The sequence below is a fragment of the Mesorhizobium sp. UC74_2 genome, assembly GCF_042701485.1.
Taxonomy (GTDB): domain Bacteria; phylum Pseudomonadota; class Alphaproteobacteria; order Rhizobiales; family Rhizobiaceae; genus Mesorhizobium.
The window spans coordinates 5337537-5360974 of the sequence record NZ_CP170562.1 but is presented as its reverse complement, the minus strand read 5'-3'; the positions used below and the strand labels follow the sequence as shown (position 1 = coordinate 5360974).

Annotated in this window: 20 protein-coding genes and 2 pseudogenes; 10 read left to right on the top strand and 12 right to left on the bottom strand. The window is 63.1% G+C overall.

What is annotated here, in order from left to right; genetic code table 11:
• Positions 1 to 6 precede the first annotated feature (6 nt).
• The 4 genes from ACFJIU_RS26065 to ACFJIU_RS26050 all read right to left on the bottom strand — a co-directional run bounded on the left by ACFJIU_RS26065 (position 7) and on the right by ACFJIU_RS26050 (position 3888).
• Positions 7 to 732: an ABC transporter ATP-binding protein gene (locus ACFJIU_RS26065; protein ID WP_379064866.1), complete on the bottom strand. Its 726-nt coding sequence runs from the start codon at positions 730 to 732 to the stop codon at positions 7 to 9.
• A 144-nt stretch (positions 733 to 876) separates the two neighbouring features.
• Positions 877 to 1449, bottom strand: a complete 573-nt coding sequence (locus ACFJIU_RS26060) for a helix-turn-helix domain-containing protein (protein ID WP_379064864.1) — start codon at positions 1447 to 1449, stop codon at positions 877 to 879.
• A 242-nt stretch (positions 1450 to 1691) separates the two neighbouring features.
• Positions 1692 to 2501 carry an N-formylglutamate amidohydrolase gene (locus tag ACFJIU_RS26055; RefSeq protein ID WP_379064862.1) on the bottom strand — a complete coding sequence of 270 codons (810 nt, stop codon included), beginning with the start codon at positions 2499 to 2501 and terminating at the stop codon, positions 1692 to 1694.
• A complete protein-coding gene (locus tag ACFJIU_RS26050) occupies positions 2479 to 3888 on the bottom strand; it encodes an aldehyde dehydrogenase family protein (protein WP_379064860.1) in 1410 nt (469 codons plus the stop codon). The genes ACFJIU_RS26055 and ACFJIU_RS26050 overlap by 23 nt, the downstream gene beginning before the upstream one ends.
• A 151-nt stretch (positions 3889 to 4039) precedes the next feature.
• Here ACFJIU_RS26050 and ACFJIU_RS26045 point away from each other — a divergent pair, with 151 nt between their 5' ends.
• Positions 4040 to 4798 (top strand): SDR family NAD(P)-dependent oxidoreductase, encoded by a 759-nt coding sequence (locus ACFJIU_RS26045; RefSeq protein WP_379064859.1) that lies wholly within the window; start codon positions 4040 to 4042, stop codon positions 4796 to 4798.
• A gap of 35 nt (positions 4799 to 4833) precedes the next feature.
• Here the strand turns inward: ACFJIU_RS26045 and ACFJIU_RS26040 are convergent, their stop codons facing one another.
• The gene (locus tag ACFJIU_RS26040) at positions 4834 to 5259 is read right to left on the bottom strand and encodes a helix-turn-helix domain-containing protein (protein WP_379064858.1); all 426 of its coding nucleotides are present in this window, start codon (positions 5257 to 5259) and stop codon (positions 4834 to 4836) included.
• A gap of 67 nt (positions 5260 to 5326) precedes the next feature.
• Here ACFJIU_RS26040 and ACFJIU_RS26035 point away from each other — a divergent pair.
• Positions 5327 to 7710 (top strand): annotated as a pseudogene (locus ACFJIU_RS26035) (heavy metal translocating P-type ATPase).
• A 73-nt stretch (positions 7711 to 7783) separates the two neighbouring features.
• On the opposite strand, the gene ACFJIU_RS26030 reads toward ACFJIU_RS26035, so the two are convergent.
• Together ACFJIU_RS26030 and gstA are read right to left on the bottom strand one after the other, a co-directional pair.
• Complete coding sequence (locus ACFJIU_RS26030) at positions 7784 to 8458, bottom strand: glutathione S-transferase family protein (protein WP_379064857.1); 675 nt, start codon at positions 8456 to 8458, stop codon at positions 7784 to 7786.
• A 111-nt stretch (positions 8459 to 8569) separates the two neighbouring features.
• A complete protein-coding gene (gstA, locus tag ACFJIU_RS26025; protein ID WP_379064856.1) occupies positions 8570 to 9196 on the bottom strand; it encodes a glutathione transferase GstA in 627 nt (208 codons plus the stop codon).
• Positions 9197 to 9368: 172 nt separating this feature from the next.
• Between gstA and ACFJIU_RS26020 the strand changes: the two genes are divergently transcribed.
• On the top strand, positions 9369 to 10271 hold the full coding sequence (locus tag ACFJIU_RS26020; RefSeq protein ID WP_379064855.1) for a LysR family transcriptional regulator: 903 nt from the start codon (positions 9369 to 9371) through the stop codon (positions 10269 to 10271).
• 24 nt (positions 10272 to 10295) lie between these two features.
• Here the strand turns inward: ACFJIU_RS26020 and ACFJIU_RS26015 are convergent, their stop codons facing one another.
• Entirely contained in the window at positions 10296 to 11651 is a 1356-nt protein-coding gene (locus ACFJIU_RS26015; protein WP_379064853.1) for a glutamine synthetase family protein, read from the bottom strand.
• A 170-nt stretch (positions 11652 to 11821) separates the two neighbouring features.
• On the opposite strand from ACFJIU_RS26015, the gene rpe reads away from it, so the two are divergent.
• Entirely contained in the window at positions 11822 to 12499 is a 678-nt protein-coding gene (rpe, locus tag ACFJIU_RS26010; protein WP_379064851.1) for a ribulose-phosphate 3-epimerase, read from the top strand.
• A 283-nt stretch (positions 12500 to 12782) separates the two neighbouring features.
• Here the strand turns inward: rpe and nagA are convergent, their stop codons facing one another.
• The 4 genes and pseudogenes from nagA to ACFJIU_RS25990 all read right to left on the bottom strand — a co-directional run bounded on the left by nagA (position 12783) and on the right by ACFJIU_RS25990 (position 16630).
• Positions 12783 to 13940 carry an N-acetylglucosamine-6-phosphate deacetylase gene (gene nagA / locus ACFJIU_RS26005; protein WP_379064849.1) on the bottom strand — a complete coding sequence of 386 codons (1158 nt, stop codon included), beginning with the start codon at positions 13938 to 13940 and terminating at the stop codon, positions 12783 to 12785.
• Positions 13937 to 14968, bottom strand: coding sequence for an SIS domain-containing protein (locus tag ACFJIU_RS26000; protein ID WP_379064847.1), 1032 nt, complete (start codon positions 14966 to 14968; stop codon positions 13937 to 13939). The genes nagA and ACFJIU_RS26000 overlap by 4 nt, the downstream gene beginning before the upstream one ends.
• Positions 14965 to 15752: pseudogene (locus ACFJIU_RS25995) on the bottom strand (GntR family transcriptional regulator). The gene ACFJIU_RS26000 and the pseudogene ACFJIU_RS25995 overlap by 4 nt, the downstream one beginning before the upstream one ends.
• Positions 15749 to 16630 carry a BadF/BadG/BcrA/BcrD ATPase family protein gene (locus ACFJIU_RS25990; RefSeq protein WP_379064845.1) on the bottom strand — a complete coding sequence of 294 codons (882 nt, stop codon included), beginning with the start codon at positions 16628 to 16630 and terminating at the stop codon, positions 15749 to 15751. Before ACFJIU_RS25990 ends, ACFJIU_RS25995 begins: the two are co-directional and overlap by 4 nt.
• A 199-nt stretch (positions 16631 to 16829) precedes the next feature.
• Here ACFJIU_RS25990 and ACFJIU_RS25985 point away from each other — a divergent pair, with 199 nt between their 5' ends.
• From ACFJIU_RS25985 to ACFJIU_RS25960, 6 genes are all read left to right on the top strand, one after another.
• A complete protein-coding gene (locus ACFJIU_RS25985; protein ID WP_379064843.1) occupies positions 16830 to 17738 on the top strand; it encodes an N-acetylmuramic acid 6-phosphate etherase in 909 nt (302 codons plus the stop codon).
• 53 nt (positions 17739 to 17791) lie between these two features.
• The gene (locus ACFJIU_RS25980) at positions 17792 to 19051 is read left to right on the top strand and encodes an ABC transporter substrate-binding protein (protein WP_379064841.1); all 1260 of its coding nucleotides are present in this window, start codon (positions 17792 to 17794) and stop codon (positions 19049 to 19051) included.
• A 421-nt stretch (positions 19052 to 19472) separates the two neighbouring features.
• Complete coding sequence (locus ACFJIU_RS25975) at positions 19473 to 20396, top strand: carbohydrate ABC transporter permease (RefSeq protein ID WP_379064839.1); 924 nt, start codon at positions 19473 to 19475, stop codon at positions 20394 to 20396.
• Between the two features lie 9 nt (positions 20397 to 20405).
• The gene (locus ACFJIU_RS25970) at positions 20406 to 21245 is read left to right on the top strand and encodes a carbohydrate ABC transporter permease (protein WP_379064837.1); all 840 of its coding nucleotides are present in this window, start codon (positions 20406 to 20408) and stop codon (positions 21243 to 21245) included.
• A 97-nt stretch (positions 21246 to 21342) separates the two neighbouring features.
• The gene (locus ACFJIU_RS25965) at positions 21343 to 22356 is read left to right on the top strand and encodes a Gfo/Idh/MocA family protein (RefSeq protein ID WP_379073223.1); all 1014 of its coding nucleotides are present in this window, start codon (positions 21343 to 21345) and stop codon (positions 22354 to 22356) included.
• A gap of 20 nt (positions 22357 to 22376) precedes the next feature.
• A complete protein-coding gene (locus ACFJIU_RS25960; RefSeq protein WP_379064835.1) occupies positions 22377 to 23375 on the top strand; it encodes an ABC transporter ATP-binding protein in 999 nt (332 codons plus the stop codon).
• The last annotated feature ends 63 nt before the right edge of the window (positions 23376 to 23438 follow it).

Below are 23438 nucleotides of genomic sequence, written 5' to 3'. Positions count from 1 at the left end.
GGGCAATCAGGACGGCTCTGCCTGGCCGACATAGACCTCGATGACGCGCGGATCGCGCCAGACCTGTGCCGTGTCGCCCGAGGCGATGACCTGGCCCTGGTCCATGACGCAGAGCCGGTCGCAGAGGCGGTTGATGAAGCGCAGGTCGTGGTCGATGACGATGATGGCGCAGCCGAAATCGCGGCGGATGGTCTCGATCGCCTCGGCCAGTGTCTCGGATTCGCTTTCGTTGAGGCCGGCGGCCGGCTCGTCGAGCAGCAGCAGCGAAGGGCCGAGTGCGAGCGCGCGCGCGATCTCCAGCCGCCGCTGGCTGCCATAGGAAAGGGTTCCGGCGGGCACATCGGCTGCCGCATCGAGTTCATACTGCGCGAGCAAGCTGTCGATATCGATGCGCTGCGCGGCATCGGGCCGTACGTCACGGCAGGTAATATGCGCGACCTCGACGTTCTGTCGGACTGTCAGCTCCTTGAACAGGCGTATGTTCTGAAAGGTTCGGGCGATGCCGGCGCGGGCACATTCTTCGGGGCCACGCCCCGTCAGGTCGCGATCCGCCAGCCTGACGCTGCCGGTATCGGGCCGGAGCACGCCGGAAATCGCATTGACGAGCGTGGACTTGCCGGCACCGTTGGGGCCGATCAGGCCGAGGATCTCGCCCTCGGCGCAAGACAGCGAGGCCTGGCGCAAGGCCTGCACGCCGCCGAATGTCTTGCTGACTGCCTCCACCGACAACATCGGTTTCGCCTCCCGTTCCGGCCGTGGGCTGTTTGCTCCCTTCGGCTGGTTTTCAGGATGCTAGACCTGCTTCTTTTCCATAACAAGCATTTTTTTCCATTTTGGAAAAAGTAATTGCCTCCGATCCGGCGTGTACCGGCGGCACTAGCCGACCATGGCATTCGGAACGCCATCGCGCGGAACCGTATTCGACATCAGCATGATCGTCGGCTCGTCGCCCAGCGACACATAGGCGTGCTGCATCTCGCCGTCGAACAGGATGCTGTCACCCGGCTGCAGGATCACCGGGTCATAGTGGATGGTGTGCAGCTCGAGGCTGCCGCTCTGCACGTGGATGAATTCCTCGCCCGAATGGCTGCGCCAGCCGCCATTCTCCTCGAACGACTTCGCATTGAGCGTGACGCGCCAGAAGATGTTGGTTTTGTCGCGAAAATCACTGCAGAGCACCTCGAAGACCATGGCGTTGCCTTCATGCAGCACGCCGCTTCCCGCCCGGGTGATCGAGCGCCTGGCCTGCATCCCCGGTTTCGGGCTGAACAGGAAGGATGCCACCGGCACGTGCAGCACGCCGGCGATGGTGAGCGCGACGTCGACCGTCAGCCGGGCCTTGCCGTTCTCCAGCTTGGACAGTTGTGAAACCGAAAGGCCGGAACGCTCGCCGAGCTCGCGCAGCGTGATGTTCTGCTGCTTGCGCGCATCCCGGATCTTGGATCCCACATTGCCCTGCATCGTCCGCGCCCTTGGCTGTCGTGTTTCCATTCAGGCGATTTTGAAGAATTGTTGCATCCATCGTCCGTCAAGCGCGCGCTTTGGTCCAAAATCGATGCAACAATTCTCCGAAATCGCCTAAGACAAGCTGTAGCGAGGCCGCCTGCCGGCGTCCAGCGTTTGGAGGATTCCGGCAAAAGCGCGCAGCTCTTTTGCAAGAGCCAGAGCGTTTCCGCGAAAGCCGAAACGCCTTAGACGGCTACTGCGTTCTCCGGCCAAAGGGTTCTCGCCACCTTGGAAAGACTGTCCTCGAGAATCCGGCTGACCTTCTCCAGCCGATCGGGGTCGGTGAGCAGGTCGTTGCGGACTTCGAGATAGAAACAGGGCAGATCCTGCTGGAGGCCGTGGCGGTTCAGCGTGTAGCCGACGGCCTGGCGCCAGTCATAAGGCTCGTTGTCGCCAACCTTCAGGCCGGCCGCATGGCCCCTGCCCCGTATTGTCTGCAGGATCGCCGAGACGAAGGGCGATGGTTCACGCCAGAGGATGCCGATCTCGACATCACGGCGCACGCCGGCCATGACGGGCGTGAAGGAGTGGACCGAAACGAGGGCTTTTCGTCCCGGCACGCCGTTGGCGATCGCCTGCTCCAGCGGCGCCCAGCCGATGTCTCGTCGCAACTGGCGATCATTGTCGCCGACGTCGAGATTTCCCGGCACCGGAATGCCGCCGAGGTCGGGGCGCATGTGATCCCATTCCTCGACGGGACGGTTATAGTCGAGGAAGAGCCGCGAATAATGCGCGATCACCGCTGGCGCCCGGAGGCGCTGCGACAGCCTTCTCGTCAGGGCATCGATGCCGAGGTCGACGGCGAAATGCGTCTCAAGATAAGGCGCGGCGAGGCCAAGGTCGCGCCACGGTGCCGGTACCTTGTTGCCGGCATGCTCGGCAATCAGCAGATAGGGGCTGGCCGCGTCAGGCAGCAGGCATTCCACGGCGTCGGTCGCAAGTGCCGCGGCCTCGGCAGCGTCGAGGCGGATCTCAGACGATCTTGGAGCGGACATGATAGGACTTCGCCGCTGTCGATTCGATCAGGCCTGATCGGCCGTTGGTGCGGCCCATGCCTGAATTCTTGATGCCGCCCCAGGGCAGATAGAGGTCGGCGTGATCGCAACGGTTCAGGTAGACCGTGCCGGCTTCGACCTTGTCGAGCAATGCGGTGCCATGGTCGATGTCCTGCGTCCAGATGCTGGCGCTGAGGCCGTAGTCGCTGTCGTTCATCAGGGTGATGGCCTGTTCGTCGCTCTCCACTGCCTGCACGCAGGCGATCGGTCCGAACAACTCGTCGCGCATGATCGGCATGGAATGATCGACGCCCACGAGCACGTCGGGAGCGACATAGGCGGCACCAAGTGCAGCTGCCTTTTGTGCGGCGGTATCCGGCATCAATCGTCTGGCGCCGGCGCGAACGGCCTGCTCCGTGAGGCCACGGATCGTCTCGGCTGCTGTTGCACGCACCACCGGGCCGACCATCGGCTTTTCCTCGATAGGGTGGCCGATCGTCCATTTTGCCGTTTCCGCCACCAGCGCTTCGACGAAGCGGTCATGGATCGAACGATCGACGTAGATGCGTTCGACCGAGCAGCAGGATTGGCCGGCATTGGAATAGGTGCCTTCGGCGATCTGCCCTACCGTGGCATCGAGATCGGCATCGGCGCGAACATAGGTCGGATCCTTGCCGCCGAGTTCGAGGTGAACCTGCGTGAAGGTGCCGGCCGCGGCTGCGTGCACGCGGCGGCCGCCATTGACGGAACCGATGAAGTTGACGGCGTTGAAAGCGCCCGAGGCGATCAGCCTTTCGGCATCCGCGTGGTCGAGATGCAGGCTCTGGAAAACACCGTCGGGGCCGCCGGCGGCGCGGAAGGCGTCCTTCGCCACTTCGGCGATCAGCGGCGTCTGCGGCGAGTGCTTGAAGATGACGACATTGCCCGCCGCCAGCGGCGCCGTAACCAGATAGCCGAGCATCGCCGTCGGATAGTTCCAGGCGCAGATCGAAAGATGCAGTCCGCCAGGGGTCGGACGCACATAGCGGCGGATGTTCTCGTCCGAAGGATAGGGCAGGTCCGCCAGCGTCTCTTCGGCGGCTTCGGCCAGCAATTCGCCGACCAGCGCCAGGCGCGGCGTCTCGTCGGCCTGCCAGAGCGGGCGGCCGATCTGCCAGGCGACCATCTCGGCGAGTTGGGTGGCGCGTGCCTTCATCTCTTCGCCGAATCTCAGCAGGATCGCCAGCCGCTCGGCCAGCGGCGTTGCCTGCCAGGGTTTCAGCGCGGCGCGGGCTTTGGCCATCGCGGCATCGATCGCGGCGCCATCGGCATAGTCTCGCCGCACATAGATGGAGCCATCGATGGGAGATGTGACGGGGAAGGACCGGATGTCAGTGCGCAGGTTCATGGTGTGATGTCCGACGGCTTGTTGGTGTTATTTTCGGCACGATATCCAGATTTTCCATTTTGGCAAATTTTTTCTATTCCGGCTTGATGGATTGCATGCCCGCCCCTATTGTCCGCTCCAACGGCAATGCTGAACGGAGGAGGGGATATCGATGGTCGAGTTTGATTTCGGCGGCAGGCACGCGGTTGTCGCGGGTGCTGGTGGCGGCATGGGCGAGGCAATCGCACTTACATTGCTTGAATCCGGGGCGGCGGTGACGGCGATCGACGTCAAGGAGCGCCCGGCATCGCTCGCCTCTTTCGGCGACAGGCTCACCTATGAGCAGGGCGACCTCACAAATGAGGCTTTTGTCCTGGAGGCCATTGGTTCGGCCGGAAAAGCGCGTGGCGGGATCGACTATCTAGCCAACGTCGCCGGCGTGCTGTGGTTCGGCCGCGACAAGTCAGTACTGGAGATGGACCTCGATGTCTGGGACCAGGTCTTCAGCATCAATCTGAAATCATTTGCCCATACGGCGCGTGCAGTCGTGCCCTTCATGCGTTCGAGCGGCCGTGGCGGCGCCATGGTGCATTTCTCGACCATCCAGTGGTATCGCGGCGACCCCGCGCCGCAGGATGCCTATCAGGCATCGAAGGCCGGTGTCTGCGCACTGTCGAAGTCCCTGGCAATGCAGCTGGCCGCCGAGCGGATTCGCTCCAACGCCATCTGCCCGGGCATGGCGCTGACGCCGCTGCAGGCGCGTTGGGACACCGAGGAAAAGCGCCAGGCGGTGGCGAACTACGCGCCGCTCGGCCGCATCGGCACGCCGCAGGACATGGCCAATGCCGCGCTGTTCCTGCTGTCCGATGCCGCCAGCTACATCACCGGCATCGAACTTGCCGTCGATGGCGGCCTGCTGATGCGCATGTAATGATGCCGGCGCCGGCATCCGCCGGCGCTTCATTCCTAGTGGTGGTCGTGCATGCACTTGCCGTGATCGGCCAGCACCTCGATCACCCGGCATTCGGCGAGGCGCCCGTGCCGGCATTCTTCCACCATCACTTCCAGTTCCGCCTTCAGCGCCATCAGGCTCGCGATGCGTTGCTCCACCTCGATCAGTCGGGCCTTGGCGATAGCGTCGGCTGTCGCGCAGGGCTGGGCCGGATCATCCTGCAACGCGAGCAGCGTGCGGATGGCGGATACCTCGAAGCCGAGTTCGCGCGCGTGGCGGATGAAGGCAAGCCGGCGTAAGCCCTTCTCGTCATAGAAACGCCGATTGCCGTCGGTGCGTGGCGGCTCGGGCAGCAGGCCGATCTGCTCATAATAGCGGATGGTCGGCACTTTCACGCCGCTTTCCCTGGCGACGTCGCCGATCGTCAATTCGGACTTCATTTTTCCTCTTGCTCCTCTAGTCGCTAGAGGATGTAGCGTCTGCTCGAACATAATCAAGGGAATGATCATGGCACGAGCATCAGAGCAGATGCGCTACCGCGTCGACGGTATGGATTGCGCTTCCTGCGCTTCGAAAATCGACACCGCCGTCCGGCGTCTGAAAGGCGTCGAGGATGTCTCCGTCTCGGTGACGCGCGGCACGATGACGGTCAAGCACGATGGCAGCGCGGAGCTGGCACCGGCGATCGAGAAGCGGGTCACCGGCCTCGGCTACAAGCTCGCGCTGGTGCCGTCGACCGCGCCGGCTCCTGCGACCGTTGTCAAGGAAGACGCATGCGGCTGCGGTCATGATCATCATGCTCATGACAAGCACGATCACAGCGATCATGACCACTCGGGTCACGATCATGCAGACCACGACCACGCTGGCCACGACCATGCCGGGCACGATCACAAGGGTCACGACCATTCCGGCCATGATCATGCCCCGCGCGGCGACGCGGCACCTGCGATCTCGAGCCTTGCAGCGCAACCGGCTGCTGCTACAGCCCTGCATGGCCATGATCATGGTCCGACCACCGGCCGCTGGTGGCAATCCAGCAAGGGCAAGCTGACAATTGCCGCGGGGCTTGCACTGGCCGTCGCCTACGGTATCGGCAAGCTGGTTCCGGGCTACGAGACCTGGATCTTCACCGTCGCCATGCTGGTCGGCCTCGTGCCGATCGCGCGTCGGGCCATTGCGGCCGCCCTTGTCGGCACGCCCTTCTCCATCGAGATGCTGATGACCATAGCCGCCATCGGCGCGGTCATCATCGGCGCCACCGAAGAGGCCGCGGCTGTCGTCTTCCTGTTCCTGATCGGCGAATTGCTCGAAGGCGTCGCCGCCGGCAAGGCGCGCGCATCGATCCAGTCGCTCACCGCGCTGGTGCCGAAGACGGCATTGCTGGAGCGCGATGGCAAGGTCAGCGAAGTGCAGGCGGAAACGCTCGCCGTCGGCTCCATCATCATGGTGCGTCCCGGCGACCGCATCCCGGCGGACGGCATCGTTGTCTCTGGTGAAAGCGCCGTCGATGAGGCGCCGGTCACAGGCGAAAGTGTGCCGGTGCGCAAGGAACCGGGTGCGAGCGTTTTTGCCGGCACGGTCAACAGCGATGCGGTGCTGCGCATTCGCGTGACGGCGGCTGCCGCCGACAACACCATCGCCCGCGTCGTCCGTCTGGTCGAGGAGGCGCAGGAATCGAAGGCGCCGACCGAACGTTTCATCGACCGCTTCTCGAAATATTATACGCCCGGCGTCGTGATCTTCGGAGCATTGGTTGCGGTCATCCCGCCGCTGCTCATGGGCGGTGCGTGGGATGAATGGATCTACAAGGGCCTTGCCATCCTGCTGATCGGCTGCCCATGCGCACTGGTCATCTCCACACCGGCGGCAATCGCGGCCTCGCTCTCGTCGGGGGCGCGGCGCGGCCTGCTCATGAAAGGCGGCGCCGTGCTGGAGAATCTCGGTACGATGACGGCCGTCGCATTCGACAAGACAGGCACCCTGACCGAAGGCAAGCCGAAGGTCACCGACATCGACAGCTTTGGCCTGCCGGCGAACGAAGTGCTGCGGCTGGCTGCGGGATTGGAAACCGGGTCTTCCCACCCGCTTGCCAAGGCCATTCTTGCTCGTGCCGAGGCCGACGGTATCGCGGTTCCGGAGGCTTCCGGCGCCAGGGCACTCGGCGGCAAGGGTGTTGCGGGTCTCATCGACGGGATGGAGATTTTCCTGCTTCGCCGAAAGCCGCAGCCGAGCGCGTCCCGCTCAGTGCCGAACAGTCCGCCCGCATCACGGCACTCAATGACGAAGGCAAGACCGTTTCGGTTCTGCTCGCCGGTGGCAAGCTGGCCGGGGCGCTGGCGATGCGCGATGAGCCGCGCCCCGATGCCGTAGCTGGCCTGAGGGCCTTGGCCGCCCGCGGCATCAAGACGGTAATGCTGACAGGCGACAACAGCCGCACCGCCACGGCGATCGGCAAGCAGCTTGGCATCGAGGTGCGTTCGGAACTGCTGCCCGAGGACAAGCAGCGCATTGTCGGCGAGCTGAAGGCGCAGGGCTTCACCGTCGCCAAGGTGGGTGACGGCATCAACGATGCGCCGGCGCTGGCCGCCGCCGATGTCGGCATCGCGATGGGCGGCGGTACCGATGTCGCGCTCGAGACCGCGGATGCGGCGGTGCTGCACGGCCGTGTCGGCGACATCGCCGGAATGATCGAGCTGTCCAGGCGCACGATGGCCAACATCAAGCAGAACCTCGTCATCGCCATCGGGTTGAAGGCGGTGTTCCTGGTCACCACGGTGCTTGGCATCACCGGCCTGTGGCCGGCGATCCTGGCCGACACCGGCGCGACCGTGCTGGTCACCCTGAATGCGCTGCGCCTGCTCGGCGCCGCGAAACAGGTCACGGCCTGATCGAGCGTTTCCGCGTTCAACGAAAATGCTCCGAAGGCGCCGCGGCTGCGGCGCCTTCATCCCGTCGCAGAAATCAGGCCGCCTTCAGCAGATATGCATCGTGTTTCCGCAGGAAGGCGTGCAGGCGTTCCGGATAATCCGGGCCGACAGCTTGCCTCACGCTCTGGCGTTCCGCCAGGGCCGCCCGCCAGGCACGGACATGCGGCGTTTTGGTGAAGACCGCCGTTTCGGCAAGCGTGTCGAACAGGTCGAAATAGCGGAACACCGGCGCGAACACCGCGTCGACAAGGCTGAAATCCTTGCCGGCAAAATAGGGTCCATTGCCAAGCACTGCTTCCAGTCGTTCGAACTTGTCCGTGATGGCGGAGCGTTTCTGTTCGTAGATCGCAGGATCCTGCGTTGTCTCCAGTCCCCATATGTCCGAAAGGATGGTAGAGCCGAACTCCATCCAGGCGCGATGCTGGGCACGCAGCAACGGATCGCCCGGATGCAGCTTGGGGCCGGCCCTTGTCTCTTCGATGTATTCGCAGATCACCGAGCTCTCGAAGAGCACGGCCTCTGGCCGGTTGGCTTGCCGCACGATCAGCAGCGGCACCTTGCCGAGCGGCGACAGGCCGAGGAACCATGCCGGTTTGTCGGCAAGGTCGATGAGGATCTTTTCGAAGGGTACGCCCTTTTCGCTGAGCGCGATGGCTGCGCGTTGCACATAAGGGCACAGATGATGGCTGACGAGGGTGAGCGTTTGCATGAAACCTCCTTAGAGCGTTTCCGTTTTTCACGGAAACGCGGAAACGCTCTAACTCTTTGTTTTTACGCAATTCCGGACGGAAAACCGCTACGCACTTTTCCTGGAATTGCTCTAAGCCGCGATCTTCATGCCTTCAGCCTGCATCGCTTCGCGCACCTTCGGTCGCGCGGCGACCCGATCCATGAAGGCACGCAACATCGGGAATGCCGTGAGATCGACCTTGGTGAAGGCGGACCAGCCGACGATGGTGAAGAGATAGGCGTCGGCGGCGCCGAAGCGGTCGCCGGCCAGATAGGGGCCTGATGTCGCCAGGTGGTTTTCGACAAACGCCAGTCGCCTGGCGAGCATGTTGCGCGCGACGTCCTGCGCCTGCGATCCGTATTCAGGGTGAAACAGCCACGGGCTGTACATCTTGTGCAGTTCGCTGGCGATGAAGTTGAGCCAGCTTTGTTCCCGATAGCGCCCGGCCGATCCTGCCGGCTGCATCAGCTGCGATCCGGGCCTGAGATCAGCGAGATACTGCACGATGGCGGCGCCCTCGGTCAGCACGTAACCATCGTCGAGCTCAAGCGCCGGCACATATCCATTCGGGTTGACGGTGGTGAAATCGGCACCGGTTTCTGTCGGATGTGGAGTTTTGGCGAGGTTGACCTTTTCAAGGTCGAGTTCGATGCCGGCTTCCAGTGCGACGATGTGCGGCGACAGCGAGCACGTGCCGGTGGCGTAGTAGAGTTTCATGGCGGATCCTTGCGGGCATTGGTGTCGCCGTCATTGGCGACATCTTCCGCTCTGAAGAATAGGATTGGCATATGCGCATTGCTCATTGAGATTTTACCTGTCGTGCTTGCATGACTGCAAGCCCACACTGTGCTATCCACCCGACATGGATGACTGGAATGAATTGCGGTTGGTGCTTGCGGTCCAACGCGAGGGAAGCCTGACCGGCGCGGCCAAGGCGCTCGGCGTCGATCACTCGACAGCCTTTCGCCGGCTGAATGTCCTGGAGGCGCGTCTCGGCGTGCGCCTGTTCGAGCGCCTGCCCGGCGGTCTCTATCAGGCCACCGCCACCGGCGAACGCATGGCGACGACCGCCGAGCGCGTGGAGGACGAAACGCTGGCGCTCGATCGCGACATTGCCGGGTCCGACCATCGGCTGTCGGGCCGATTGCGGGTGACGTCCTCGGAAACGCTGGCATACAGCCGGCTGCCGAACCACCTGGCGGCGTTTCGCAGGACGAACCCCGGTATCGTGGTGGAACTGCTGATCGACAACCGCGTGCTCAGCCTGTCACGCCGCGAAGCCGACATCGCGTTGCGGCCAGTGCGTCCCAAGGAAGGCGACCTGTGGGGGCGCAAGCTCTGTGCTGCGGCCTGGACCTTCTTTGCGGCGTCCACCTATCCGGGGGGCCTCGATGATCCGATCGAGGACATCAGTGACCGGCAGGATCTGATCGGCTGGGAGGAGGGGGCTGCCGGTATCCAGGCAGCGGAATGGCTGGGTCGGGCAGCACCGGACAGCGCCTTCGTCTATCGCACCAACAGCCTGGTCAACCAGTTCGTGGCGGCAAAGGCAGGTATCGGGCTGGCGCTGCTGCCCTGCTATCTCGGCGACAGCGATCCCGGCCTTGTACGGGTGCGGCCGGAACCCTTGCCCGATCTGGAAGGGGAATTCTGGATCGTCACCCATGCCGATCTGAAACGGACGGCACGGGTGCGGGCTTTCTTCGAACAGGTAGGCGACGGGCTGGCCCGCGAGCGCGACCTGTTCGAGGGAAGGATGCCCAGAACAACAGGATGCAGTGGAATGCCGTGACTGCATTCCACTGCAGAGCCGAGGCTAGACGATTTCGAGATAGGCGCTGAACTCGTAGTCCGTCACCTGCTCGGCAAAGCCGGCAATCTCCTGACGTTTGCAGGCGACCATCATCTGCCTGAGCACGGGCGCGAATATCTCGGCTGCGATCGGGCCGCTCTCGAACGCGTCCACCGCCTGGCCCCATTCCGCCGGGATCTTGCGCTGTTTCTTGGCCGAATAGGCTCGTCCCGTTTGCGGGGCCGTCGGTTTCCAGTTGTTCCGGATGCCGACCAGAGCCGCACCCAGGATCGCCGTCAGCACCAGGTAGGGATTGGAATCGGCCCCGGCGACACGGTGTTCGATACGCCGTGCCTTTGGATTGCCGCCCGGAATGCGGATCGCCGCCGTGCGGTTTTCGTAGCCCCAGGAAATCGAGGTCGGTGCATGCGTGTCTGGCCGCAAGCGACGGTAGGAGTTGTAGTGCGGCGCAAACATCAGTGTCGTTTCCGCCATGCCGCGCAGCAGGCCGGCGACTGCGCTCTTCAGGACCGGCGAGCCTTCGGCGGTACCGTCGTCGAAGACGTTCTCGCCTTTCTCGTTGAGCAGGCTGAAATGCACATGCATGCCGTTGCCAGAACGCGTGCCGTAGGGCTTGGCCATGAAGGTTGCGGCCAGCCCATGCTTGCGTGCCACGCCCTTGACGATGCGCTTGAAGAAAACGCTGTCATCCGCCGCCTTCAGCGGATCGTCGGTGTGCAGCAAATTGATCTCGAACTGGCCGATGCCATTTTCAGCGATCGCAGCGTCGGCCGGCACGTCCTGCCTGGCGCATTCCTTGTAGACGTCCGAGAAGAACTCGCCGAAATCGTCCAGCTCATCGATGGAGAGGATGGCGTCGGAATCGAGTCGCTTGCCTGTATAAGGCGAGATCGGCGGCATGGCGCTGTCAGGCTCGGGGTCGATCAGGTAGAATTCCATTTCCGTCGCCACGACCGGCCGCAGGCCCAGTTCGCGATATTGCGCGACGATTGCCGCCAGTGCCTGTCGCGGGTCGGCCAGGAAAGGGCGGCCATCCTCCAGCGACAATTGCAGCGGGATGAGTGCACTGGGCCGCGAGGTCCAGCTGACTGGCAGCGGTCCGCGTCCCGTCGCCTCGCAGATGCCGTCGCCGTCACCCGTGGCGAAAACCTGCGTGCTGCCGATGATGTCCTCGCCCCAGACGTCGACGCCGACGATGGAAAGCGGCATGCGAATGCCGCCGCCGAGAACCTTGGATGCCTGTTCGACCGGGATGCGCTTGCCGCGCATGATGCCGTTGAGGTCGCAGACCACCGCCTGAACGCTTTCGATCGGGCCGTTTTTGTCAATCCATGCCTTTAACTGTTCTGATTCGCTCAATTTGAGCACCTATACCTTTCTTGTTGAGAGAGCCGCATTGCCCGGCGAAGCTGGCATTGTGCCCAGCGCCGGTCAAGCTGACCCGAAGTTGTGGATCAGCAGGTGGCGATTCCTGTCGACAAGCGGCACTCATGCGGTTAGGCGGTGGCAAACAAGTTGCGGGAGCGGCCATGACCGGAAGAACCCTTATCGCACCATCGGTGCTGTCATCGGATTTCTCCAGGCTCGGCGATGAGGTCGAAGCGATCGTCGAAGCCGGCGCCGACTGGATCCACCTCGACGTCATGGACGGTCATTTCGTACCCAACATCACTTTCGGCGCGCCGGTCATCAAGGCGATCCGCAATCGTACCAAGGCCTATTTCGACTGCCATCTGATGATCGCGCCAGTTGATCCTTATCTGGCGGCTTTTGCCGAGGCAGGCTGCGACGGCATCACCGTGCATGCCGAGGCCGGTCCGCATCTCGACCGTTCGCTGCAGACCATCCGCAATCTCGGCAAGAGGGCGGGTGTCGCGCTCAATCCCGGCACGCCGGAAAGCGTCATCGAATATGTGCTCGACCGCCTGGACCTCGTCCTCTTGATGACGGTCAATCCCGGCTTCGGCGGGCAGGCCTTCATCCCGGCGGTCGTCGAGAAGGTGAAGCGGGTCAAGGCGCTGATCGGTACCCGGCCTATCGACATCGAGATCGACGGCGGCGTTTCGCCGGAGACAGCGCCGCTGGTTACCGCTGCCGGCGCCAATGTGCTGGTCGCCGGCGCTGCCGTATTCAAGGGCGGCACGGTCGATGCCTATCGCAACAACATCACGGCGATCCGGACGGCCGCGGACCAGGCAGCGATCTGATCCCTATGCTTTCGGATGGGTGCGTCCTTCGAGGCTCGCCCCCACTGCTTTTCGCTATAACCCAACGCGTTGCGGGCTCGCACCTCAGGATGAGGGCGGCTGTACAACGACGGCCAAGTTCTGAGACGTTTCAGAATTCTCGTCCGCATAGCACAACGGCCCTCATCCTGAGGTGCGAGCCCGCAACGCGTTGGATAGATTGTAAAAAGGCAGGCGGGCGAGCCTCGAAGGACGCACCGTCAGAGAGAGGCGACGAGGCGGCGCGGTAACCAGCGCCGCGCTATCAGCCGAAGACCCGGTCGCCGCCGATCCAGACGCCCTTCATGGCAAGGTCGTCGCTCAAGGCGACGATATCGGCCGCAGTGCCTTTTGCGAAGCGGCCGAGCCGGTGTGACTGGCCAACCGCCTCAGCCGCATAGAGCGAGGCCATGCGCAGTGCCTCTGCCAGATCGATGCCGACCACCTGGTGCATGAAACGAACAGCCGAGATCATGTCGAGATCGGCGCCGGCCAGTGTGCCGTCGGCCAGCCGCAGGCTGCCTTCCTTGCGATAGATGGTGCGGCCGTTGAGCGTGAACTCGGTCATGTTGGTGCCGATCGTCGCCATCGCGTCGGTGACCAGGAAGATGCGCGCCGGACCCTGCTTGGCCTTCAGCGCGATCTCAATGGTTGCCGGATGCACATGGATGCCGTCCGCGATCAGGCCGGCGAAGATGGTGCCGCCCTCGATGGCCGCCCCGGCCAGGCCGGGTTCACGGTTGCCGATCTGGCTCATCGCGTTGAACAGATGCGTGGCCATGGAGGCGCCGGCCCCGGCATAGGCCGTGGCGGTTGCATAATCGGTGTCGGAATGGCCGAGGCTGACGACGATGCCGGCCTTTGCCAGCGCTTCGACCTGAGCAGCGGTCACTGATTCCGGGGCGACCGTGGTCTGCAGGACCGGCAGCTTCCCCCTGGCTGCAATCAGTGCCGCCTGGTCGGCCGCGTTCATCGGCCGGATCAGCTTGGGGTCGTGCGCGCCCTTGCGCGAAAGCGACAGGTGCGGCCCTTCCAGATGCAGGCCGAGGAAGCCCGGCAGCTTGCGCTGTGCAGCTTCGGCACCTGCCGCGATAGCGGCAGCTGTGATTGCCGGCGTATCGGTGATCAGTGTCGGCAGCAGGGCTGTGGTACCGAACGGCACATGCGCCCTGCAGATCGTTTCGATGGAAGCAAGGTCGGGATGATCGTTCAGCATCACGCCGCCGCCGCCGTTGACCTGAAGGTCAATGAAGCCTGGCGCCAGGATACCGCCGTCAAGGTCGACGACTTCGGCTTCCGGCGGGATGGCACTGCGCCCGGCAATCGTTTCGACGAGCCCGTCGGCGACGATCAAGGCTGCATCGTCATGCCAGTCGGTGCCGTCGAAGATGCGTGCGCCGGTGAGTGCGAGGTGCTTGCTCATACGGTCTCCGTCACCTTGCGCAGGTTTGGCGGAGTGTCGGGATCAAGACCGCGATGGCGGGCGAAGGACTCCACGAAAGCATAGAACGATACGATCAGCGTCAGCGGATCGGTCAGCGGATGCCCGGTCGCGACATGTGGCAGTGTCGTTGCGCTCTTGGCCAGCTTCGAGGTGATGAAGGTGGCGGCACCCTTCGCGGCAAGGGTATCGGCTGCGGCGGCAAGCGACGGCTCAGAGGCATCGCGGGCGGCAAGCGCCAGCACCGGGAATTGCGGTCCGACCAGCGCCATTGGGCCGTGCATGACTTCCGCGCCGCTGTAGGCTTCGGCGTGCACCGCGCAGGTTTCCTTGAATTTCAGCGCCGCTTCCGAGGCGATGGCGAAGGACGGTCCACGGCCCAGGATGAAGAACGAGTTGTGTCCGTCGAGCGCGGCGGTGAGCGGGCTCCAGTCGCAGGCGACGGCCTTGCTGAAATGCTCGGGCAGCTGCTTCAGGGCGGCGATCAGCGTTTCGTCGCCGGTGGCGTGCGCCATCAGCGCCAGGCCGGCGACAGCCGAATTGACGTAGGTCTTGGTGGCAGCGACGCTGAGTTCCGGTCCGGCCAGGATGTCGACGGCATAGTCGGCCGCGCGCGCCAGCGGCGAATCGGCCGTGTTGGTGAGGGCGATGGTCAGCGCGCCGCGCGCGCGCGCGCTTTCGGCCATGGCAACGATGTCCGGGCTCTTGCCCGATTGCGAAATGGCAAGGCAGGCCGAGCCATTCAGCCGCAGTTTCGCGCCGTAGATCGAGGCGACCGAAGGGCCGACCGAAGCGACGGCGAGGCCGGCAGTCAGTTCCACGGCATACTTCATGAAGGTGGCGGCGTGGTCGGAAGAGCCCCGCGCCACGGTGATGATGAAGTTGGGGTCGCGCTCGCGGATGCCGCGTCCGGCCTCAGCCAGCACCTTGCCCGATCCGTCGAGAAGACGGGCAGTCGCCTGGGGGATCTCCTCGACCTCGCGGAGCATATGGGATTTTGTTGTTGTCATTGCCGCACTCCGTTGTCGTCGCTGGTCACGCCAAGCCTCAGCTCGGCGACAAAATCATAGGCATCGCCGCGATAGACCGAGCGTGTGAACTCGATCACCTTGCCGCTGGCCAGATAGGAGATGCGCTCGATGCGCAGGCTTGCCGAACCGGTGGGCGCATCGAGCAGCCGGGCATCAGCTTCGTTGAGATTGACGGCCGAGATGCGCTGGACGGCGCGCACCGGGCGGTTGCCGGTCGCTTCGAGGGCCGCATAGAGCGAAGAGCCGACAACGCTCGGATCGGGCAGCGCATTGACCGAAAGCGAAGCGCGTTCGATCGCCAGCGGCGTATCGTTGGCAATGCGCAGTCGAGCCACCCGAGCCACCATCTCGCTGGCGGCGAGACCCAGTACCATCATCTCTTCCGGCGATGGGGCATAAAGTCCGCGGTCGAGCCAGGTGGAACGCACCTGCTTGCCGCGCCGTGCCATGTCTTCCGTGAAGGAGGTGAGTCGCGACAGCGATTGTTCGACACGCTCCATGCGTGGCGCCACGAATGTGCCCGAGCCATGGCGTTGCACGCGACTCCGCCCTTGACCAGATCCTGCACCGCCTTGCGCACGGTGACGCGCGAGATGTCGGCCATCGAGGCGATGTCGCGCTCCGAAGGCAGCGCGTCGCCCGGGCCGATCAGGCCGCGATTGACCGCATCCTCGATGCTGCGGCGAAGCTGAAGATAGAGCGGCGCACCGCTTTGCGAGGCTTGTTTGAGCGAGGCAAAGATGACGTCCGCCGCCTCGTTCATCGTGCCGTCTCCGCCGCGCCGGCGAATTTTCGCACTGCCATCCGCACCGAACCGCCGAGGGCATCGTCGAGTGGCGTTTTCAGCAATGCGCGAAAACGCTCGGAGAGGCGCGGGGCATAGAGGGGCGCCAGCCCGCCGAGCAGGCACAGCGGATCGCCGGCCTGCAGGTCGAGCACGCCGAGTGAAGCTTCCACATCTCCAACCGATTTGTCGACGATCCACGTCGCAACGATATCGCCCGTGGCGGCATTCTCGAACACTTTTGGCGCAAACCCGCCGAAATCACCCGGCTTGGCGTGGGTGGTGAATTCGACCAGGTCCTGCGGATTGTCGCGGAAGATGCCCATCATTTCGCGGGTCAGCGGCGAAGCTTCACGGATGCCGTCATAGGCAAGCAGGGTCTGTTCGAGAAGATCACGTCCGATGCGTGCGCCACTGCCCTGGTCGCCGACCTGGAAACCCCAGGCGCCGACCGAATGCGACTTGCCCTGCTTGCGCACCATATAGGCCGTGCCGGTGCCGAGGATCGCGATGGCGCCGTCACCGGAGCCGACCGCGCCTTCGAGCGCGATCTCGAAATCGGTTTCCACGCTGGAGCGGCTGAACGGCAGGATGGCTTCGAGCTGCTGCTTGTAGGTGCCGACATTGGCACCGGCGAGCCCCAGTATGGCCGGCGTCTGCGTAATCAGTTCAGGGTCTTCGCCAGCTGCGAGAAATGCCTGCCTGGCAGCGTCCACGATATGCGTGCGTGCGCCCGTCAGGTCACTGCGGATGTTGGCGGCGCCCGATTTCGCGCGACCGAGGATCTTGCCGCTCGCTGTTGCGAGCGCTGCCCTGCAGCTGGTGCCGCCGCCGTCAATGCCGAGCACGAAAGTCACACTGAAATCTCCTCTTGCTGGATAATACCAATAAAATACCAATAGCCAAGGATAAATTTATGGTTCGATTCAATAATCGCTACTTACATGAAATTATTGGAAATTTTATGCGGGCGGAGATCGGGTCGTTACGAAATCGCTAATGCCAGTGGACAAGTGGTATTTTTTTGGTATTGTCTGAGGAGGTGGAGGAACTGGAATGGCGCAGAAGCGCACTGAAGCGCAGCATCGAGATGCCGAGGGGCTGGATATCCAGGCGCCCGAAGCCGTATTGAAGTCGCTGGCCGAGGCCCAGATCGAGGCCGCCAGCGCCGTGCGCGAAGCCATTCCTGCCATTGCCGCCGCATCCGCATTGATCTCCGAGCGCCTCAAGGCCAGCGGGCGGCTTGTCTATGCCGCCGCAGGCAGTTCCGGCCTCATGGCCGTCGCCGATGCGCTCGAGCTTCCCGGTACCTTCGGCATCAAACGCGATCGCATCGTCATCCTCATCGCCGGGGGCAATGAGGCTTTCCACAATCTGGCGGGTGGTCCCGAGGACGACGAGGAAGAGGCCTCCTCCGGGATTGCCGGAGCTGGCGTCACCTCGGCCGATTGCGTCATCGCTCTTTCGGCCAGTGGCTCGACCCCCTATCCGGTCCGCGCCTTGCGCGACGCGCGTCAGCGTGGCGCCGCGACGATCGCGATCGCCAACAATGGCGACACGCCGCTGCTCAATGCCGCCGATGTCGCCATCCTGCTGAAGACCCCGCCGGAAGTCATCGCCGGCTCGACTCGCATGGGGGCGGGCACCGCCCAGAAGATCGCGCTCAACATGATGTCGACCCTGGCAGCCGTCCATCTTGGCCATGTCCATGACGGCTACATGGTCAATCTCTTCGCCGACAACGCCAAGCTGCGCGACCGCGCGGCGCGCATCGTCACTGCCATAACCGGGCTCGATCGCGATGTCGCCAACCGCTCGCTCGAGCAGAGCGGTGGCGCGGTGAAGACTGCCATTCTGCTCGCCGCCGGTGCTGAAAGCGTCGATGCGGCCGAGGGAATATTGGAGAAGACCGGCCAGAAGCTGCGGCCGGCCCTTTCCGCCATCAGAGGAGAACCGGGGGCGTGAAGCCTCCATCTCGTCAAAACCGAACCTGAAAAAGGTCAACAGGGAGACTGAGCATGAAGACGAAACTTCTTACGGCGCTACTTTTAGGCTCCAGCGTACTCGGCTTTGCCGGCGTGGCGTCGGCCGCCGATGCCACGCTCAACATCGAGAGCTGGCGTGGTGACGATCTCGCCATCTGGAAGGACAAGCTGATCCCGGCCTTCGAAGCGAAGAACCCCGGCATCAAGGTGGTGTTCGCGCCTTCGGCTCCAACCGAATATGACGCGGCACTCGGTGCCAAGCTCGCCGCGGGTTCGGCCGGCGACCTGATCACCTGCCGTCCGTTCGACAAGTCACTCGAGCTCTACAAGAAGGGCGATCTCGCCGACCTGACCAAGCTGTCCGGCATGGAGAACTTCTCCAGTGTTGCCAAGGCTGCCTGGACCACCGACGACGGCTCGGCCACCTTCTGCGTGCCGATGGCCTCGGTCATCCATGGCTTCATCTACAACAAGGACGCCTTCGAGAAGCTCGGCCTCAAGGTTCCGCAAACCCGCGACGAATTCTTCGCCGCTCTCGACAAGATCAAGGCCGACGGCACCTATATCCCGATGGCCATGGGCACCAAGGACCTCTGGGAAGCCGCGACCATGGGCTACCAGAACATCGGTCCGAACTACTGGAAGGGCGAAGAGGGGCGTCTGGCGCTGATCAAGGGCGAGCAGAAGCTGACCGACAAGGACTGGGTCGAGCCCTACGCCGAACTCGCCAAGTGGAAGCCTTATCTCGGTGATGGCTTCGAGGCGCAGACCTATCCGGACAGCCAGAACCTGTTCACGCTCGGCCGCGCTGCCATCTATCCGGCGGGCTCGTGGGAAATCGGCCTGTTCAATACCCAGGCCCAGTTCAAGATGGGCGCCTTCCCGCCGCCGGTCGGCAAAGCCGGCGACACCTGCTACATCTCAGACCATACCGACATCGGCATCGGCCTGAACGCCAAGAGCAAGAATGCCGACGCGGCCAAGACCTTCCTCACCTGGGTCGCCTCGCCGGAATTCGCCACCATCTATGCCAACGCCCTGCCGGGCTTCTTCAGCCTGAATTCGTCGCCGGTTAAGATGGAAGATCCGCTGGCGCAGGAATTCGTTTCCTGGCGCGAGAAGTGCAAGCCGTCAATCCGCTCGACCTATCAGATCCTGTCGCGTGGCACACCGAACCTGGAAAACGAGACCTGGGTTGAATCGGCCAACGTCATCAACGGCACCGACACTCCGCAAGTTGCAGCCGAAAAGCTGCAGAAGGGTCTCGACAGCTGGTACAAGCCGGCGAAGTAAGACTGCCAAACGACCGGGCCGCGGTTTGCCGCGGCCCGGCCTGTCCCGAACTAATTTCCGATTGTCGGCGCGGTTCCTCGCCCTTACGCTCTTCGTTAGAGCGTTCCCGTCTTTCACGGAAACGCGGAGACGCTCTAACTGATTGTTTTTACGCGATTCCGGACGGAAAACCGTCAAACGCTTTTCCTGGAATTGTTCGTTGAAGACTGGAGAAGGGGGCGCCGGCTTCACGTTTCACCGCTTCCTTGAAGTCGAAGGAAGAGACGGTGGGCAACCGAGGGGCGGCATTCCGACAATTTGACGGTGACACCGGAGCAATTCCAGCAAGGTGCGTAGCGGTTTTTGCGCCCGGGATTGCGTTGAAACAGAGAAGAGTTGGAGCGTTTCCGTCGACGCTCTGGAGGCGGCAAGGACCGAACTCATGGCTGCAGCATCGAAAAAACCGTTCCGTTGGCACATCGGCGTCTTCCTGGCGCCGGCGGTGCTTGTCTATACGGCGATCATGATCCTGCCGTTGTTCGGTACACTGCAGCTCTCGCTGTTCCGTTCCGTCGAGCAGGTACAGACCTTTGTCGGCTTCGACAATTTCCGCACCTTGTTCACCGACCCCTCCTGGTCGTTCAATTTCTGGAATGCGCTGAAGAACAATCTCTGGTTCTTCATCATCCACATGGTGGTGCAGAACCCGATCGGCGTCATGCTGGCGGCACTCCTGTCCAGCCCGAAGCTGCGTTTCACCGCCTTCTACCGCACCGCGATCTTCATCCCGACCATCCTGTCTTTCGTCATCGTCGGTTTCGCCTGGAAGCTGATCCTGTCGCCGATCTGGGGTGTGGCCCCCGATCTCATGGGAATGGTCGGCCTCAAGAGCCTGTTCACACCCTGGCTCGGCAAGGAGCAGTATGCGCTGACCGCGCTCAGCCTGATCTCTGTGTGGCAGTTTGTCGGCATTCCGATGATGCTGATCTATGCCGCGCTGCTGTCCATCCCGGACGAGGTGATCGAGGCCGCCGAATGCGACGGCATCACCGGCTGGTCACAGTTCTGGAAGATCAAGCTGCCGCTGATCCTGCCCGCCATCGGCATCATCTCGATCCTGACCTTTGTCGGCAACTTCAACGCCTTCGACCTGATCTACACGGCGCAGGGCGCTCTGGCCGGACCGAACTATTCGACCGATATCCTCGGCACGTTCCTCTATCGCGCCTTCTTCGGCTTCCAGCTGCAGGTGGGTGACCCTCACATGGGTGCAACCATCGCCACCATGATGTTCCTGATCATCCTGATCGGCGTCTGCTTCTATCTTTTCCTCGTGCAGCGGCGCCTGCGCCGCTACCAGTTCTGAGGTGTCACGATGAGCAAGGCCACCTCCTCCCTGCCGCGGACCATCGGCGCACACGCGATCCTTTTGGCCTACACCATCATCGCGCTGTTCCCGGTCTTCGTCGTCGTCATCAACTCGTTCAAGTCGCGCCAGGCGATCTTCCAGCAGCCGCTGACGCCGCCGACGCCCAAGACCTTCGACTTGATCGGCTACACCACCGTGTTCGGCCAGGGCGACTTCTTCCTCTATTTCCAGAACAGCATGATCGTCACCGTCGTGTCGCTGTTCTTCGTGCTGCTGTTCGGCGCCATGGCAGCGTTCGCGCTGTCGGAGTACCGCTTCCGCGGCAACACGCTGATGGGCCTCTATCTGGCGCTCGGCATCATGATTCCGATCCGCCTCGGCACGGTCGCCATCCTGCAGTTGATGGTGGCCTCGGGGCTGGTCAACACGCTGACGGCGCTCATCCTGGTCTACACCGCGCAGGGCCTGCCGCTCGCCATCTTCATCCTGTCGGAATTCATGAAGGGCGTATCAGACGACCTCAAGAACGCCGGCCGCATCGACGGGCTGTCCGAATACACGATCTTCTTCCGGCTGGTGTTGCCGCTGGTGCGTCCGGCAATGGCCACCGTCGCCGTTTTCACCATGATCCCGATCTGGAACGACCTGTGGTTCCCGCTGATCCTGGCGCCTTCGGAAGCGACCAAGACCGTCACGCTCGGCGCGCAGATATTCCTCGGCCAGTTCGTCACCAACTGGAACGCCATCCTGGCGGCACTGTCGCTGGCGATCCTGCCGGTGCTTGTCCTCTACCTGATCTTCTCGCGTCAGCTGATCCGCGGCATCACTTCGGGTGCCGTGAAGTAAGACGCCGTTTTCAAACCAAGAACCAAGAAAAACAGACAGGGACAACTCAGTGACTTCGACGAAACCCATACGCGTGGTCGTTGCCGGTCTGGGCAATATGGGCCGCAGCCACGCTCTGGCCTATCACAACAACCCGGGCTTCGAGATCGCGGCGCTCGTCAACCGTTCCGACGTGCCGCTGCCGGGTGGACTCGCCGGTCATGAGATCCGCCGCTCCTTCGAGGACGCGCTGCGCGACGAGAAGCCGGAACTGGCCTGCATTGCTACCTATTCGGACAGCCATGCCGACTATGCGGTCAAGGCCTTCGAAGCCGGCTGCCACGTCTTTGTCGAAAAGCCGCTGGCGACGACGGTTGCCGACGCACAGCGTGTCGTCGATGCCGCCAGGGCCAACGGCAAGAAGGTGGTGATCGGCTACATTCTGCGCCACCACCCGTCATGGATGCGGCTGATCGCCGAAGGTCGCAAGCTTGGCGGTCCCTACGTCTTCCGCATGAACCTCAACCAGCAGTCGTCGGGCCATACCTGGCAGACGCACAAGCAGCTCATGCAGACGACGTCGCCGATCGTCGACTGCGGCGTGCACTATCTCGACGTCATGCTGCAGATCACCGATTCCAAGCCTGTTGAGGTTCGCGGCATGGGCGTGCGCCTGTCCGACGAGGTCGCGCCGACCATGTACAATTACGGCCACCTGCAAGTGCTGTTCGAGGATGGTTCTGTCGGCTGGTATGAAGCCGGCTGGGGTCCGATGATTTCCGAGACCGCCTTCTTCGTGAAGGACGTGATGTCGCCGAACGGCTGCGTCTCGATCGTCATGGCCGAAGGCGTGAAGTCCGATGACATCGATACCCACACCAAGACCTCGACCATCCGCCTGCACCAGGCCGCGACCGGGCCGGACGGCAAGTTTCTGAAGCCGGACGAGCTGCTTTCCATGGAAGGCGAGCCGGGCCACCAGGAACTCTGCGACCTCGAGCAGGCCTTCGTGCTGAAGGCCATTCGCGAGGATATCGACCTCACCCGCCATATGGACGATGCCGTGCGTTCGCTTGCAGTCTGCCTTGCGGCCGACGAAAGCGTGCGCACCGGCAAGCCCGTAAAACTCTAACAATCGAGCGAGGAACAGCCGTGGGCTCTCTGAAGATCGAGAATGTCAAGAAATCCTTCGGTCCGGTGGATGTGCTGAAGGGCATCGACCTTGACGTCAAGGATGGCGAATTCGTCGTTTTCGTCGGCCCGTCGGGTTGCGGCAAGTCGACCCTGCTGCGCGTCATCGCCGGCCTGGAGGACGCGACCTCCGGCCGCGTGCTGATCGACAGCCAGGAAGTCACCTCGACGCCGCCGGCCAAGCGCGGCATCGCCATGGTGTTCCAGACCTATGCGCTTTATCCGCATCTCACCGTGCGCGACAACATGGCGCTCGGCCTGAAGCAGGCTGGTGAGCCGGCGGCAGAGATCGACAAGCGCATCACCGCAGCGTCCACCATGCTGTCGCTGGAGCCGTATCTGAAGCGCCGCCCGGCGGAACTGTCTGGCGGCCAGCGCCAGCGCGTCGCCATCGGCCGTGCCGTGGTGCGCGAGCCGAAGCTGTTCCTGTTCGACGAGCCGCTGTCGAACCTCGACGCTGCTCTGCGCGTCAACACACGCCTGGAGATCGCGCAGCTGCATCGCCGTCTCAAGGCGACGATGATCTACGTCACCCACGACCAGGTCGAGGCGATGACGCTGGCCGACAAGATCGTGGTGCTGAACGCCGGCCGCATCGAACAGATCGGTGCGCCGATGGAGCTCTATCATGCGCCGGCCAATGAATTCGTTGCCGGCTTCATCGGCTCGCCGAAGATGAACTTCATCGAGGGCGCCAGACTGGGCGAGAGCGTCAAGACGGTCGGCGTGCGTCCCGAGCATCTGACGGTCGACAAGACTGCGGGCACCTGGAAAGGCACGGTGGTGCACACCGAACATCTCGGCGCCGACACCAATGTCTATCTCGATTGCGAGAAGGCCGGCCTGATCACCGCGCGCATCTTCGGCGTCTATGACGCCGAGCCGGGGTCGACACTTTATGCAACCCCCGAAGCGGGCAAGACGTACCGCTTCGATGCCGACGGCAAGACGGTGAAATAGGAACAGACGGCCAAATCGAAAATGGCGCCATCAGGCGCCATTTTTTATGCGGTTAACTCCGGA

Excerpts from the sequence above, each read along its gene's own strand:
- ACFJIU_RS26065 (WP_379064866.1), bottom strand. The coding sequence starts at position 732 with ATGTTGTCGGTGGAGGCAGTCAGCAAGACATTCGGCGGCGTGCAGGCC.
- ACFJIU_RS26055 (WP_379064862.1), bottom strand. The coding sequence starts at position 2,501 with ATGTCCGCTCCAAGATCGTCTGAGATCCGCCTCGACGCTGCCGAGGCC.
- ACFJIU_RS26050 (WP_379064860.1), bottom strand. The coding sequence starts at position 3,888 with ATGAACCTGCGCACTGACATCCGGTCCTTCCCCGTCACATCTCCCATC.
- ACFJIU_RS26045 (WP_379064859.1), top strand. The coding sequence starts at position 4,040 with ATGGTCGAGTTTGATTTCGGCGGCAGGCACGCGGTTGTCGCGGGTGCT.
- ACFJIU_RS26040 (WP_379064858.1), bottom strand. The coding sequence starts at position 5,259 with ATGAAGTCCGAATTGACGATCGGCGACGTCGCCAGGGAAAGCGGCGTG.
- ACFJIU_RS26030 (WP_379064857.1), bottom strand. The coding sequence starts at position 8,458 with ATGCAAACGCTCACCCTCGTCAGCCATCATCTGTGCCCTTATGTGCAA.
- gstA (WP_379064856.1), bottom strand. The coding sequence starts at position 9,196 with ATGAAACTCTACTACGCCACCGGCACGTGCTCGCTGTCGCCGCACATC.
- rpe (WP_379064851.1), top strand. The coding sequence starts at position 11,822 with ATGACCGGAAGAACCCTTATCGCACCATCGGTGCTGTCATCGGATTTC.
- nagA (WP_379064849.1), bottom strand. The coding sequence starts at position 13,940 with ATGAGCAAGCACCTCGCACTCACCGGCGCACGCATCTTCGACGGCACC.
- ACFJIU_RS26000 (WP_379064847.1), bottom strand. The coding sequence starts at position 14,968 with ATGACAACAACAAAATCCCATATGCTCCGCGAGGTCGAGGAGATCCCC.
- ACFJIU_RS25985 (WP_379064843.1), top strand. The coding sequence starts at position 16,830 with ATGGCGCAGAAGCGCACTGAAGCGCAGCATCGAGATGCCGAGGGGCTG.
- ACFJIU_RS25980 (WP_379064841.1), top strand. The coding sequence starts at position 17,792 with ATGAAGACGAAACTTCTTACGGCGCTACTTTTAGGCTCCAGCGTACTC.
- ACFJIU_RS25975 (WP_379064839.1), top strand. The coding sequence starts at position 19,473 with ATGGCTGCAGCATCGAAAAAACCGTTCCGTTGGCACATCGGCGTCTTC.
- ACFJIU_RS25970 (WP_379064837.1), top strand. The coding sequence starts at position 20,406 with ATGAGCAAGGCCACCTCCTCCCTGCCGCGGACCATCGGCGCACACGCG.
- ACFJIU_RS25965 (WP_379073223.1), top strand. The coding sequence starts at position 21,343 with ATGGGCCGCAGCCACGCTCTGGCCTATCACAACAACCCGGGCTTCGAG.